At 43.4% G+C, this 14,934-nt stretch carries 16 protein-coding genes and 1 pseudogene; 11 read left to right on the top strand and 6 right to left on the bottom strand.

Translation table 11 applies throughout. The features are described from left to right. Positions 1–37 precede the first annotated feature (37 nt). From C7B77_RS09750 to C7B77_RS09735, 5 genes are all read right to left on the bottom strand, one after another. Positions 38–496, bottom strand: a complete 459-nt coding sequence (locus tag C7B77_RS09750; protein ID WP_106303459.1) for a hypothetical protein — start codon at positions 494–496, stop codon at positions 38–40. Then, positions 444–785 (bottom strand): hypothetical protein, encoded by a 342-nt coding sequence (locus C7B77_RS29170; protein ID WP_146138255.1) that lies wholly within the window; start codon positions 783–785, stop codon positions 444–446. Before C7B77_RS29170 ends, C7B77_RS09750 begins: the two co-directional genes overlap by 53 nt. 84 nt (positions 786–869) lie before the next feature. Then, complete coding sequence (locus C7B77_RS09740) at positions 870–1,481, bottom strand: hypothetical protein (RefSeq protein ID WP_106303453.1); 612 nt, start codon at positions 1,479–1,481, stop codon at positions 870–872. Between the two features lie 535 nt (positions 1,482–2,016). Beyond that, a complete protein-coding gene (locus C7B77_RS29165) occupies positions 2,017–2,214 on the bottom strand; it encodes a type II toxin-antitoxin system Phd/YefM family antitoxin (protein ID WP_146138254.1) in 198 nt (65 codons plus the stop codon). Between the two features lie 229 nt (positions 2,215–2,443). Then, complete coding sequence (locus C7B77_RS09735) at positions 2,444–3,319, bottom strand: hypothetical protein (RefSeq protein ID WP_106303450.1); 876 nt, start codon at positions 3,317–3,319, stop codon at positions 2,444–2,446. A gap of 239 nt (positions 3,320–3,558) precedes the next feature. Here C7B77_RS09735 and C7B77_RS09725 point away from each other — a divergent pair, with 239 nt between their 5' ends. Both C7B77_RS09725 and C7B77_RS09720 read left to right on the top strand, forming a co-directional pair. Then, positions 3,559–4,389, top strand: coding sequence for a hypothetical protein (locus tag C7B77_RS09725; RefSeq protein ID WP_146138253.1), 831 nt, complete (start codon positions 3,559–3,561; stop codon positions 4,387–4,389). A 312-nt stretch (positions 4,390–4,701) separates the two neighbouring features. Beyond that, complete coding sequence (locus C7B77_RS09720; protein WP_106303439.1) at positions 4,702–7,290, top strand: hypothetical protein; 2,589 nt, start codon at positions 4,702–4,704, stop codon at positions 7,288–7,290. Between the two features lie 118 nt (positions 7,291–7,408). Here the strand turns inward: C7B77_RS09720 and C7B77_RS09715 are convergent, their stop codons facing one another. Next, positions 7,409–8,752, bottom strand: a complete 1,344-nt coding sequence (locus C7B77_RS09715; protein ID WP_106303436.1) for a hypothetical protein — start codon at positions 8,750–8,752, stop codon at positions 7,409–7,411. 588 nt (positions 8,753–9,340) lie between these two features. Here C7B77_RS09715 and C7B77_RS29830 point away from each other — a divergent pair. From C7B77_RS29830 to C7B77_RS09675, 9 genes and pseudogenes are all read left to right on the top strand, one after another. Beyond that, positions 9,341–9,493, top strand: coding sequence for a hypothetical protein (locus C7B77_RS29830; protein WP_181243792.1), 153 nt, complete (start codon positions 9,341–9,343; stop codon positions 9,491–9,493). Between the two features lie 76 nt (positions 9,494–9,569). Further along, a complete protein-coding gene (locus tag C7B77_RS09710) occupies positions 9,570–10,463 on the top strand; it encodes a DUF5895 domain-containing protein (RefSeq protein WP_219892062.1) in 894 nt (297 codons plus the stop codon). Between the two features lie 207 nt (positions 10,464–10,670). Next, a complete protein-coding gene (locus tag C7B77_RS09705; RefSeq protein WP_106303462.1) occupies positions 10,671–11,768 on the top strand; it encodes an RRXRR domain-containing protein in 1,098 nt (365 codons plus the stop codon). Positions 11,769–11,828: 60 nt separating this feature from the next. Beyond that, positions 11,829–12,722, top strand: coding sequence for a hypothetical protein (locus tag C7B77_RS09700; protein WP_106303433.1), 894 nt, complete (start codon positions 11,829–11,831; stop codon positions 12,720–12,722). 78 nt (positions 12,723–12,800) lie between these two features. Continuing rightward, complete coding sequence (locus C7B77_RS09695; protein ID WP_106303430.1) at positions 12,801–13,190, top strand: DUF6876 family protein; 390 nt, start codon at positions 12,801–12,803, stop codon at positions 13,188–13,190. Between the two features lie 92 nt (positions 13,191–13,282). Then, positions 13,283–13,405, top strand: a complete 123-nt coding sequence (locus C7B77_RS31375) for a hypothetical protein (protein WP_281261344.1) — start codon at positions 13,283–13,285, stop codon at positions 13,403–13,405. A gap of 118 nt (positions 13,406–13,523) precedes the next feature. Further along, positions 13,524–13,904, top strand: a complete 381-nt coding sequence (locus C7B77_RS09685) for a hypothetical protein (RefSeq protein WP_106303424.1) — start codon at positions 13,524–13,526, stop codon at positions 13,902–13,904. 132 nt (positions 13,905–14,036) lie between these two features. Then, complete coding sequence (locus tag C7B77_RS29825) at positions 14,037–14,192, top strand: hypothetical protein (protein WP_181243791.1); 156 nt, start codon at positions 14,037–14,039, stop codon at positions 14,190–14,192. Between the two features lie 164 nt (positions 14,193–14,356). After that, positions 14,357–14,934 (top strand): annotated as a pseudogene (locus tag C7B77_RS09675) (hypothetical protein); the annotation flags it as partial.

Here is a 14,934-nt window from a genome sequence, read left to right as displayed (position 1 = left end):
AGACTCCAATCCAAATTTCAAATACGATTCAACATATCTACAACCTTATTCTATAATCTTCTGGCGGGAAGGGAGTATTGATTAATTTAATTAAGTAGTTGCGACGATCGCTATCTTCAACGAAAGACTTCGCATGAAATGTTAACAACTCACCTTCAGGTAAATCCTTAAATCCATTACTAGTTTGATAAAACGTTGAGTCTAGCTGTGCGTCGGGTAAGTTTGGATGAATGCCGTCACAATCAAAACCGAAAACCGCTCTATATTTAGTTTCAGCCCAAGATAATAAATACGCTCCAAATTTACGCCCTTCTGCTTCAAATTGAATGTGACAGATCAGATCGAATTCATTCTCGATCGGTAATACTTTTTCAGCCTTACCACCAGGCAAAAGCTTATCCTTACGTGGTAAAACTTTGTGGGAAACCTTGTTGTTTGCAACTTTAGCGACGACGTTTTCTCTTTGCTTGTTTGGCTTTTTGGGGGCGAGCGTCATAATCTTGGAGGAATTGTAGGAAGGGCTTGTAGCGAATATTGGCGCGGTAGTAACGAGATGGATGATGGAAAGTGCCGAGAAATCTCCAAACTCCTCTAGCCACTAAAATTGCCCAGGCGACATCGATCGCTAGACAAACTACGATGGTCGGCATCCACGGAAGACCAAAAGTTACGCATCCAAATATCAATACTAAAATGTCTAGCAACAGAGCTGGAATCATCACATCCGCAGGGATGCCAGCAATATTTCGCTTTCTTGATAAAATCCGATTTACTTTAATAGACACGACATATTTACACAGTTTAAAATTAACTAAATCCGTTCGATCGAGTCGATCTAATAATCGTTAGATCGACTCGATCTCCGAACGCTAAGGTGCTGGTGTTGCCAGGAATATCCCAGCAGCAGCATCAATAATCCCGACTACTATAAGTAATACAACTGGTGTCTGGATTACATCTAATAATTCAGCTTGCTGAGAATATTTGTCGTAGGCTCTGTATAACGCCCACATAAACCCCAGGAAAAACAGGACTCGGAAAACAAGAATCACGTTGTTGAGAATCCCCGCAGCAGGAGAAGCAGCACCACCAGCAGCACCACCAGAAAGAATAGTTGTAAGGACTGAAATTCCTGAGTTAGTCAAGATCAGCGCGCTAGACGGGCTAGTTGCATAATTAAAGACCGTAATCCCGACCAGTAAGCCAACAAACATCAGCCATACGCCACTTTTACCGTGTTTGCGTAAGAAATCACTAGCAGTTCTGCCGATTCTTGGATTGGTAGAACAAAGAGCAAACCCACCCAAGCTCACAGTCGCCAACATTAAAAATGCGGCAGTACTGCTCGAAGGATGCAAACACCAGTCAAAAATAATAATTGCACTAGCCGTAATCAGCCAGAATTCAGCCGAAAAAGAATGATAAAAGCGATCGAATACGTTACGCGATTTTTGGCGATCGATACGAAATGTTCTAGTCATAGTCATATTTCTAGTGTTTTTAATTGCAGCAGATAAGTGAGTAAATACGTGGGGTGTCTATCAATTTGTCTAGACTACTTAATAATGGTAAATAGTTTTAAGCAAATACCTTAAATTAAGCAGATGCCGAGCGAGCGATGTACTCTGTGTCCAGTGTGTACGCAATGTACTTGATGTACCAATGTTGAATTGTTTAGACGATCTTTCTGAGAATCGAAAGTCGATTAATTCCAAAGTTCAAATTGACTTGATTAGAATTGTTATTGACTAAGAATACAAGTTAACCCATGTAATATTGTTTTGTAAAGGTAAGATTTATCGACATTTGTGACGAATGTAAGCTAAATAGCTGAGAATATAATTAAGCTAGGTTGGAATAGGGTGTTAAATGCGTTTTATTCAGTAAATATGCTAAATACAGTATTAAGTAGTGAAAATTAGATAATAAAAAGCAGTCACTTTAGATCTATCTAAAGCGACTGCTGCTTATCGTTTTTGTTAGAAAAGCCTATCTTAGAGAAAAATCGAATTCCGATTAATTCTCTGCTTCTAACGGCTTGCTATTTGTTTGTAAATTTTCGGGAGGTACTATAAATGCTACAACATTGGGTTCTTTTGAATCGTTCTTACGTCTCCTTGTTTCTCTAGTCAGTGCAATCGTTTCACCCTCAGCGACACGATCTAGTACATCTGCTAAGTTGTCTCTAAAATAGCGCATTCCAAAATGTTGCATAGCATTCTTATATATAATATATACCGTGTATTAACAGGCAATCGAGAAGAATGTCCGAAATGTATGTTTCGGATCGATCCTAGAAATTAACCGTATTTTAGGAGTTATTGTTAGCGTAGCCTCCTTAACAAAGAATCAGACTAATTGGTAAACTCGAACACACTTGTTCTCCAAACTTAACCTGACTTTACATTTTTGTAAAGAATCCGATCGCTCCAGAAAACCCTAGTTATGGAATCGCCACAAAGCAGAGCTTGTCACGATCGATCCCATTTATCGGCACTGGTGTATTCAGCTTGCGTGTTGAGGCTTTACACTGCGCTGTCAGCCCACCTCTATTAATTACGACAATTTGCCTAGCCAGTTTTCCGTCGGGACTATTCAACCAATTTTCAACTGCCACCCGTTCGTCTACTTTTTTCCACGTTAGTCCCGCTGCGATGACGGATGTTAATGCCATCGTTGCGCCGATCGCGTAAAAGAACCAGGGAATCTGTTGGATATGCGTCTGAATTGGCGGAGATTTAATCGTATCGAGCTTATTGGTAACTTCCACGAGCGTTTGCTCGTTCTGAAGAACCTGTTTTAGTAAGGTATTCGTACCCTGAGATATGCTGATTTTAGCGACTATATCGTCTGTATATCGGTCGAGTGCATTAGAATTGAATTGCTTGGTTAAAATCTCTAGCGTCCGGTCTAAACTCTCCCCTGACTCTTTAAGTGCATCTCGAACCTCCGATAACTTCGCATCATTCTGTCTGATATTCGTGCGAACTGTTTGGGCGATTCTTTCTTCCAAGCTATTTCCATGCGAATCCAGGATTTCTCTGGTGTGATTTTCAAATCTACCGACCAGATTCGTCAACATCGTTGTAGCTTGTAAAACTTCAGCTACCGGATCGGTGTCGGATATTTGATGTCGATCGACCGTTTTCTGCGCCAGCTCTCGAATCCCCTTGGCTTCTTGCCTGAGTAAGTATCCGAGAGAATCGCGATCTGGTGACTGTTCTGTCTGTGCTACCGATTTAGATGCTTTGGATGCTACAGACTCATATTCATAATCATCTAAACTATCTAATCGATCGTCAATTTCTGTTCCGCTCATTAACTTCGAGTCCCCAATAAAAAACAACTAGATTTATATGTATTCCCATCAAATCGGCATGAGACAACATAGTATATTTGAATACTAACAAAATTTATTAATTTAAACTTCAGCAATAAGAATGAAGAAGTAAAATGAGAAAAAACTCATCTCCCATTGCTGTAGCGACAACTTCTACAAACACACCGATATTGTCGGCTGCTGAGTTACTTGGGTACTCAATAACTGAAAGTATATTAATGAATAAATCGACGATCGATTGTCGAGTTTACCTGGAGCTATCATCAACAATAATTATCAATCTAGGCAAGAATACATCTTGCTTGGAATGTCTCGAACGCGATTTACTCTCAGCTTGTCACCCAAAACGAGATCGCTATCCAATCAATCGGGCAACGTTGAACGATCTACGGATAATGCAAGACGAGATAATCGCGATGGCTGATGGTAAAGCGATCTTTAGTTATGCGTTACTGACTTTATTAAGTCCGAATGTATCTGTAAATTCCGCGCTATCAAATGCTCAGAAAAGAATTACTGAAGCTATTACTAGAGTTAATAGACTAACTAATACGATCGAGCTATTATTAACTAGCTTTGGAGATAATGGACTAAAATTAACGATCGAAATTAAAACAGAATTTGGGGTGATTGACTTATTTGTCAAAATGGCCGACCAGCGAAATTTCGCGTTGATGCTCAGAAGTAATGAGAGCAACTACATTCTGTGGGATGAAACTCGCAAGCAGTTTTACCTTCGGCATACAGGGATGAGAGGACTAAAGCACTGGAGTACTACTACCCAAATTCTCGAAACTCTGGAGAAGCAGACAAATTGGTTACAAAAAGTCAAGTCACCGATTATCGGAGCTACGGCTGCTCAGCGCAAAAAACCGATTATCAGAGCGATCGTCCTCACTGGCGCGACTGAATTAGATAAATTACATCACGATCCGGAAGCCAGAGTTAATTTTGGGCATACTAGAGTAGTCAAAATCGATATTGGCTATACAACCTATTTGCTACAGTCCGCCGACCTAATTAAATTTCTACTGCCTAAAATCACCTAAATTAAAGTAATATGGAAAAGTACACATCAAAAAAGCCCCACGTTCCTACGCGCTAGGGCTTAATTGATAAAATCATACAGGACTTGCTGGAGTTGAGTCTAAACCTCAAACTTTAGTCTCACCAAATCCCCGAAACAACAAATAATAGTTTTTAGAACAGGCTATTAATTTCATTATAACCAATTTTGGTTGTAATGTCATTCTTTGCACGGTGTGGCTTGCATCTCACTAAAGCAAAGATTCGGGGATCGAGGGTGAGGATGAAATATAAAGGTTTAAATGAAGCTCGGTGATTCCACTAGGAACGCCCGAATGAACCCTCAGATCGACCTCTACAGCCAACTCGCTCGACTATTCCATCTTGGCTACCACTTTATCAAAGCCAAGAATACCGATAAGCCCCAGTGGGAGACAATCGGTAAATACCAACTCAAAAGTGGCGGATTTATTAAAGACTACGCTAGCACCTTATTTCTGCTAGGAGTGGGATTCGGAGCCAGCACCTTCTACACCATGCTGGATATCGATAGCAATAGCCCTTACCATCCAGCGAACAATTCCAAAGCTTTCCAAAAACTTCTGCATGTTTTAGAGAAAAAAGGGCTAATCCATCCAGTCCTCATTCAAAGCTCCCATAGTGGTGGGATTCACGTTTACTACTTCTTTCCAAAACAACTTCACACATTCCGCGTTGCCAGCCTCGTTCACGTCACCTTAATTAACGCGGGATTCAAGCCGAAACCAGGGCACCTGGAGATTTTTCCCAACCCCAAGCCATACACCACCAACGGCAAGTTCAGTAATTATAAGCCTCATCGACTGCCCCTGCAACCAGACAGTGGTTCTTACATCCTCGATCGTTGGGGCGATATCGTGACGAATGCAGAAAGTCTGACCCACCTCGGACAAGTTTCGATGTTTCTAAGGTTAGCTCAAGCATCAGCCGCAGCACATGGCGAAGATATTGCCAAGATTGAAGTAGCCCTAGACTGGGCGTATCGGCTCTACACCACCAAAATTGCTAAATATCAATATTTAGACCGTGACTACAGCGAAGCAGCCAGGGAGTGGTTAGAAGACCTGCTGTTAACAATGGCAATTGGCTGGACGGGGAAAGGACAAACAAACCAAATGCTTCAGATCTTCGTTGCCTATGGCGTAGTGTTCAAAGACCTGGAAGTTAAGCAAGAACTATTTGACTGGGTACATGAAACAGTCCTTGGCACCAGGGGTTACTCAGAATATTGCAATCATCAAGGCGACATTGAATCCCGAATCTGGGACTGGGTAAACGCCACGATCGATAACGAATACTACGTAGGCTATTGTGGATTCCCCGCGCGACGTGGCATTGGGATCGATAAATTAGTCAAGCATATCAAGAAAAAGGAGCGAAAAGTTAACACACACAATCAAAAAACCGCAGACCAGACACAGCAACGATTAACGGCGATCCTAGTCATGCTAGGACAGTTACCCCGACTTATCACCGACCGAATCAAAGCGATCCAAACACAGTGGCAAGAACTGCACGATGAGAAAATTTCAACTGTGACTTTGTATGACAAAAAATATAAGTCACTTTGGAATGGAAGTCTGGCGAGTGTCGAAATAGCAGATTCAAGCAAAGATTTTACCCTAAAGCTAAAATCTCTAGAAGCAAGTCTGGCTGAGCCATTAACCCAAAAAACAAGTTTAAACCATCGACAAAAGCAATCGATTAAAAATGCTGACTCTATAACAGTATTTCACCCTAAAATCCTATATGAAGTGTTTGCTATTAATTTGCTCCTACAGTATCACTTACAGGTGTACTGCATCAATTTATTATGCGGATCTATTAGCAATTTACAATTTTTATACACCAAACTAGAGTCAGAGCCAGAGCGTTCCAATCTTCTCAATGTTGAGCATACAAGTGTCTTATTAGACTTACAAAGCTCGTTAACTCAAATTACTTTTACTACTGAAGGCTTTATTGACGATTGCTGCGATCTTCATTCTACAGAGGTTTTGGAAATGAGTAATGGGAGTGAAAGTAGCTCTCGGATCGAGCCTCGAATGGAGATCGAGCCAGATTTAGACCCAGATCCAACTCGTTCGATCGAGATCGGAGCTAAGTTGCGACGGAACGCTCTCAAAATTGGGCGGAAAAGTTATGCTGCATTGTTTGATTGCCGCGTGGTATCTGTCAACGGATTGAATTGGGTGGTGCGTGATGCTCAGGGATGCTCGTGGAATGTGTCTCACCATGCACTCGCCAGCGGGATGTGGGAAGTCGAGCGAGATCCAGTTGTGCTAGCTTGCCCACAAGCAAGATCGGTGGTGACGCTCGCTTGTGAGGTTCGAGCGCAGATCGATACTATTCCTGACGATCTGTTGCTAGAATTCTTGCATCATCCAGAACTCGATCGAATCGAATCGACAATCGAGCTGGCAAACTCGCTTGTTGCTGCAAGAACTCAGGATGAGATCCAATTCCTGACGGCAGATCTAGCTCGATCTGCAAAAATCGAGTTGTGGCAGGTATTGAGTGATGACGAACGAGATGATGTGCGGCAAATAATCGATCTCGGAGTGTCCGCACGGCGGAATCGCTCTGCACGATCCACAGATCGGGACTTTACAGACAAATCGACATCAGAGTGCCCGATTCCACCAGCAATCGCACGATCGAACGCCGCAGAAGAACCCCAGACTTCCTCCGATCTAGTTGAACCCGAACCAATTAATCAAACCGTCCATCCTGCCATCGGATCGATCGTGCGGACTGCGACAGGCGCGATTGGCATAGTGCGATATATCTTTGACTCGATCTCAAAACCGTTTGTTGTTTATCATGAAGAGATCCAACGAACGATTCAATACGAACTTGACGATTTGCTACCATTTTGCGATTAAATCTGCGGCAAGAATTCCAGTTCTGGTAAAGCAGATTTTAGTGATTTTAGCCCGTATATGCAAGGATTGTTTACAGCACTTGGCAAGTTACGAACAGAGAAAAATATGATGGAGGAGACTAAGCAGGCATTAGCACCTCCAAAACATGCTCGCAGGTATGGTTTTGGGCAAATAGACCTTGCACCAGATGCAGCATTTGGAGGTAAGCTTCGCGAGTCAAACTATAAAGTTGCTGTCCTACCGTTTGCTGGTTGTGAGCAAACATAAATCGTTCAGATTTTTGACCTTGGCAGGGTAAGGATTGAAGTAACGACTGCGATATGCAACTTAGACAGAAGTGGCGTTTAACCGCCTCCTGATTGCGCACCTGAGCCGACTCAAAACCAGTCACCTGTTTAGCAAATTCATGAAAAATCTCGATAGTCCAACGATAACTCCATGTTTGAATAACTCGACCACTTTCCCAATGCAACGCATCAGTTAATAAAAATCTTGGCTCATCACTTAAATCCTCCCGTTCATGCACAATAACTAATCGTTTTCGTCCATAACGTTTGAGGCGTATAGTTTTAGTAAAAGTCCAAAACTGTTTGACCTCACCATTGCGACATCGTACTGATAATGGACGAAAACTTTCTGGGTGTGCTGTCCGCAATTGACTAGCAACTGCATCAACTCGACACCATTTATTCAACCATAAAATTAATCGCGAACTTTCAATCTCGCTGACCCAATGTTTTCCTGATGACTCAATTAGCTGAGTTAACTCTAGCGTTAATACTCCGTTGTCAAAAGCATAATCTGCTTGTGGGAATGCTCCTTCTGACTCGACTTGACGCACGATATCCACGGCTATTTCTGTCCGTTTTCTGTACGCCAGTCGGTTTCGCTGATAATGCAACAGTTCGACTAATCTTTGCATTAATTGCTCTTGACTTTGATAACTTTCTTGCGCCGTCATTTGCAAATACTTTTTTTCCTCTTTACTAAAGTCCGGTAATTGGACTTCGGTAGCGATTCCATCAATTCGTTCTGGATTGGCAATCGTTGCGGTTACTACTGTTTGATAATTACTCATGCACCGATTGACATAATCGTAACTGCGTTTGACCCCATAGATTTCTAATCCGTATTCATGATGGGATAATGTCCAATCCAAACTAATTATTTCTCTGCCCTTCCCCTGGTGCTGTTTGCCCACGAGCTGCCGATGTTCGGTCATTAATTCCTGCGAGTCCCACCCTGCCTCAAATACTGCTGCGTGCATCGCTCGGCGTGTCACCCCTTCTCCTTCTGCATAGATCTGTTGGGCGTATATCCCTTGCACTGTCTTGTTTTCGCTTAACAGTAGTCCGCTGATGTACCGACTCACATGCTCAAATCCTGCTTGCCGACAGAATACTCCTCGGTAGGCATTCATGCCTTTGGCTATTGTTTCGGGTACTCCAACTAGGGGAAACATCATCTTTTCGCTCCTTGTACTTCCAGAGTCGCTCCCCTCTATTTTCTCTTATTTATTTTTCTCTGCTCGTAACTTGCCAAGTGCTGTGTTTACATCGAGCATATTTCCCTCTGTGAGCATTTGTTGAGATCTTTCAAATATTCTATTTATAATTATGTTGTCTCAGAAGATTGAATCTGTTTTTTTGTACGTTTGCTCGGCTTGTTGGCTGTTCTTGGGCGTATTTCTCTCGTATCTTTTTCTCACTTCTGTTCGTCTGACAATCGTTCAACCTATTTATCAAATTATATGTTATTTGATGACGGCAGTAATGTATCCCCTTGCACCCGTCAATTTTATTGTTCGCCTTATTGCATTTGGATTCGCAATTGCAATTCTCGAAAGTGCCGCTTGATCGTTGTCTGTTAGATATTTGAAAACGCATAGAGAGGAAAGGTTAGAGTATAAAAATTAAGACTAGAAATTCGAGCCTTACTATTTTTCTTGGCAATAGCGTCAGAGCTGATTTTGTAATAAAAACAAACGATCTGATGCACAGATGAAAGATCGATACTCGATCCACTCAGTCTAAATCTTTTGTATTCATTTGTGAGAGATCTTATTTGCAAAAAAGCCGATCGCCGTACTAGAAATATTTCTAGTACGGCAATTCATACTCCAATTGCTATAGCAGTGGGTATGTCTAAATTCTTAGCCCACGCCCAGCCCCACGTTGCTTCACATTGTGAAAGTGAGGGTTAGCTAATTGGTAATCTCTCCTCTGACACCAGTTTCCTCGACTGGTGCTTTTTTCGTGACTTTTATTTTCTAAAAACTCATGACTGCTAATATCAACAACAAGTACCTGAGCAACGATTATGCTGCAACTGACTTCTCCTTTCCGTATTGCCAAGCCCTGCGCGGCGAAGACCCCAAACAGTGCGGCTACTTCGTCCCATTATCCGAAGCTGAGAAAGCAGGTTGGCGCGACCTCGACCCCAGCAAGCTGACAGAGTACGCTTACAATTCCGGTCAGACAAATGTGGGTATCTTGCTCAAACAGCCCCGTATGGCTCTAACCCCGATCTGTCAACTGGGAATGTTCGATCGCAAAGCCTCCCAAGAAGATGAGAGTCTGGTCGTCATTGGCAAATGGGATCGCCAACAGAAAAATGAGAATGTCGGCAACTTCCAAATTTATCTGGTGATGTTCTTCGACGAGCAAAAGCAACCGCTACACGACATCCCACTGAAATTAGTTGCTAAAGGGGCACATCAGGCCACTCTATCCACAGAATGGCAGAAATTTTGTGTATCTGTTGCTCGGTGTCAAGCACGGGCAAATAATACCAACTTTCGTCCCCGCAACGAAGCTTTCAACGCACTGTGCCTATTTCAACCGCACATCATCCGTAAAGTCGTTGGCGAAAAGAATAAGTCACCCGCTTGCTATATCGATGGTTATGTCACTCCCACCGTAGAAAACTGGGAAGATTTCTTCTTGGGTACTAATGAAGAAATCGCCGATATGGTCGTAGGGATAATGAACCCTCGTCCACGGTTATTACTCGCAGATCCGACTCCTGGAACGATGGTTCTGACTTTACCCGCACCACCGCCGCCGCAAAATCTGCTAATTACCCCAGCAATTGAGGATACTATGGCTCCACCAGATCGAACTACTGCCATCGATGTGAATTCATCGATCGTCGAAGAAGAATTCGTTCAATAACCTCACCCTAGAGGAGTGAGGATTAATAGACCAATCTATTAACTAAGAAGTGAATAGCCCAAGAGCCTAATCATCTTACAGACTTCCGAATACTTCTCTAGTTCGGATTCACTCTAAATCCTATTGGTAAGGATGCTGTTAAAGACAGGACATGGTTTATTGGGTGGGCGAAGAGACTCTAAACAAGAAATTGGGTTATACCAAATCATGCAAAGAATACCAGTTCAAAATCCAAATGGCTCCCCAGCCATGCCCACCAAGTCCAGTCGCGCCCGTAAGTGGCTCGAATCTGGCAAAGCTATAGGTAAGTGGTCTGACTGCGGACAGTTCTACCTCCAACTAACTACCGAACCATCGGGTTACGCCACTCAAGATATCGTCATCGGTATCGACCCTGGCAAGCTCTATAGCGGGATAGGCGTTCAGTCTGCCAAGTTTACCCACTATACCGCTCACCTGATTCTACCCTTTCAAACAGTACGAGATCGGATGGATGTCCGTAGGCTAATGCGACGAGGGCGCAGAGGTAGACGGATCGATCGCAAGACTTCATTCGCCAAGCGCGCCCATCGGCAAAAACGATTCTCTAATCGTCGAACCAGTAGGTTAGCACCCTCGATCCGTGCTAACCGCCAACTCGAACTTAGAATCGTAGCCGAGCTGAATCAACTGTACCCAGTGACAGAGATCCGTTACGAGTACGTTCGTGCCGATGTAGACCTGACTTCTGGACGCAAACGAGCGAGATCGGGAAAAGGCTTCTCGGCTGTAATGGTCGGACAACGCTGGATGTTGCAACAACTAAAACGATTCGCACCCGTAGTCGCAATCGAAGGGTGGCAGACTGCATCTATTCGTCGTTATCTGGGTTTGGAGAAAAACAAAACCGATAAGTCCAAGCCTGAATTTGCTACTCATGCCGTTGATGGTGTGGCGATCGCTGCTTCTGGGTTTATCCAATATCGAGAGTGGCATGGCGCGAACGAAAGAGGAAGCAATTGGTTTGGCTCGGTTGAGATTACGTCTGCCACCTTTAAGGTGGTGCGTCGTCCGCCCTATTCTCGTCGCCAGTTGCACCTTATGATTCCAGCTAAGGGTGCTGTCCGCCGTAAATATGGTGGTACGACTACTCGACACGGCTTTAGGAAAGGCGACTTGGTTAATTCCCCAAAAGGAATCGGCTATGTCTCTGGCGACACTCACAAGCAAATATCTGTCAGCGATTCTAACTGGAAGCGGTTGGGACAGATAACAGCTAGCAAAGTCACTCTTCTCCGTCGATCGACCGGATTAGTTGTAGCTTAATTTGATGCAAAGCCGCCCTTTACTATCGCTAGTGGGCAGGGTTTATACCCCTTTTTTCTGATGACATCCCATTCTAGCCGCGAACCGTTCGCGCAGCGTCCCCTTGAGGGAATCGTCCTTGCCAACTACAAGCATCTCCTCACCAACTACCGTCGCTATCAGAATCGGTATTGGTGCCCCGCTTGTGGTTGTCACAATCTCACCTTCTCCCCAGAGGGTAAATGGATGTGTTGGAACGACCCTACTAGAGAGCATCGGCTTGAGATTATGGCGCGGCTGGTGCCAGACTTCAAACAGTCCAAACCGCGCCAATCTGAGTCGATATCTCATTCAATCGTCCCCAGCATTCATCCGCAACAACTCGGTTATCCCTTGATGACTGATGAGGTATTGAGTGAAGTTAGGGGCAATCGCACCATCTATCGCTACAGCCCATCCCAGCGGGTGATGCGAATCGATTGGGTGGGCGATAAGTCGATCTTCCCACAGCACTTCAACGGCAAGGAGTGGGTTAACGGTGCGGGTAGTCTGCCCTGGTGTGTCTACGGACTGTCGCGGCTGCTACCCTATCCAAACGTCGTCAACCTGATTCTCGTCGTAGAAGGTCAAAAATGCGTCGAGATCGGCCATCGTCGCGGGATTCCAGCTCTATGTTTTCAAGGTGGCGACTATTCCAATCAAACCACGTTCGATAAACTCCGAGCGATTAAAGCCAAATTTGCTCGATCGCTGCTAGTAGTACTGCCCGATTTCGATCTAGCTGGTAATTACAAAGCCAACCGAATTATCCACACTGCTCGTTACTTCAACCTACCGACGCTGCTGCTCGATCCACTTCAGATCGAACCAGCGTTGCAAGTTGGTGGAGATATCGAGCAGATGGAGCGATGCGATCGCAATCTTGTGATGCAGGTGGTTAGATCCGCATTATCTACCAGATTCACTAAAAAATAAGCAAGTTAAGATGCAATTCTGACTTGCTTATTTGACGATTGCATGTATTTTATCCACCCACCTTATTAGATTTTAACCATGACCCCAACCAAAGCTTTGAACGCTCAAGAATGGGAATCGCATCTCGGATACTTCTATGGCAGCGAGAACTCGTATTATCGACGAACGCCATTAGGACGTATCGACTATACCGATGGTATTCGCTTCCTCGAACAGCACGGCTGTTATTGGCTAATCGATGCGATTGCTAGCTATCAAAATACAGAATTTAAGGCTCAAGATGACCGCCAATTCTGGAAGTTAACCGTCGATCTCCAAACTCAGCAAGCGCAATTGATTTGCGATGATGGTAATGGAAATATTCGGGTGAATAAGGAAATTAACTACACCGATTTTCCACTGCCAGAACTTAAAATCTATGTCGAAATTGGCGATCGGGTCTTTCTGTGCTTGATGTCTGAGTATTGATGGTAAAAGAATATCGCCACCATATACATACAGCCACTAAGCCAACAGTTAACTTGCTAACTTCTTTATCCGTACATCCAGGAGAAATCAAAATGCTCGTGCGTATAATCTCTGCTTGTCGTCACTTTGTCTGTTTGCGCTCTGGCGAGTTTGAATCTCGCCACTTCTCATTTAGTGAAGCAATTGTCGAAGTCTATTACGAGTTTTTCACCTGAAAACACTCGACTTATCATCTTCAATTGCCAATTGTCAACAGCCGATGTTATAATTGATTCAATTATATTAATTCAATTATTATTCGGCATCTAATTGTAAAAACCAGGATTATTTTTTATGTCTGAAGAAGTATTAGCAAGAATCGAACAACAGTTAAGTCAATTAATGCCGCTCGTTCCAATGGTATCAGCTATGCAGCAAGATATCATTACTATCAAAGGCGATATCGTTGAGATCAAAGGCGACATTGTTGAGATCAAAGGACGAGTTACGACTCTTGAACAGAATACTACAGCAACGCGAGAGGATTTGAATATCTTGCGAGATCGATATAATTCACTCGAAGGTGTAATCGTTGTAGCTATTCGCTCTGGATTTGCAGCTCAACAAGTTCAATTCGACGATCTCAATTATGCGATCGAAGAGAATGCCCGTAAATCTCGATCGATGAGTCGGCGCATCCGCAGATTAGAACGATTGAATGAAGATGATGAATAGAACCAATTAACCTACAATCTACGACCAAACGCAAAAAGCAAGATCTACCTCGTGTAGATCTTGCTTTTCTTTGTGATGACATTTTACGCAAACAAAACGCCATCTTTAACTAACATTACTCGCTTATATCTAATGACAATCATACCAATTATCGCCGTAAAGATCGAGTCAGAGAATACTACAGCTTCACCACCACTAAGCGAAGCTGACAAGCAAATGCAATTAGAGATCGACGAGGCACTTTGGCTCGATCGGCGCGATTATTACCAGTTTAGCCAAGTAGCATAATTTTGCTGAAATGGAAAAAATTAATAGCACAAAAAAATGACTTTGAAAAAACTCGATCGAACGTAATTTGCCAGCTACCCAAAGATTCTTTTTATGTGCCGCCAACTCTATACAGATTTGGCGGCTTTCTCATTTCCACTACTAACTTATTTGAGGACAATATTATGAAGACTGGTCTTACTCTCGTCCAACTTGCCGAAGAACTCACCGCTCAGCAAGAATCTAAGCGGGACTTCCATGCTCCAACCCCAAGTTTGAGTATGCTCGGCAATGGTGACTTTCACCTTGAAACCAACAATGGTGCTGAAATAATGCCCGCAACCGACTATGCCCACGCACAAATGGCGAGCCGCCTTCAAATCACCAAACCCTATTACGATCGGATGCGCGAGGCATCTCCCGAACTCTTGTCCACCAATGTCAACTATTGGCTGGGTAAAAAGCAAGGCGAAACCTCACTCATTCGTACTCTGCGCGGACAAATGCGGGCGTTTTTAAGCAATCGCTACCGAATCGTCGATAATCATGAGATTCTAGCGATCGCCATTCCCGAATTTGCCGATAATCGCAATCTGGAAATCGTTAGTTGCCAAGTTACTGAAGAAAAGATGTACGTGAAAGTCATCAATACCAGCCTTGAAGCTGCTGTATCGGTTGGCGATGTCGTTTTTGTTTGCCAATTACCTAATAAAAGAAGAAAAGAAAAATTATTAATTCCTGCCTTTAAGCCTTTTATATGGTT

Origin of the sequence: Chamaesiphon polymorphus CCALA 037, from assembly GCF_003003845.1 — a bacterium.
In the GTDB taxonomy this organism is placed as follows: Bacteria; Cyanobacteriota; Cyanobacteriia; order Cyanobacteriales; family Chamaesiphonaceae; genus Chamaesiphon; species Chamaesiphon polymorphus.
This window is presented reverse-complemented; position numbering and strand designations above follow the sequence as displayed.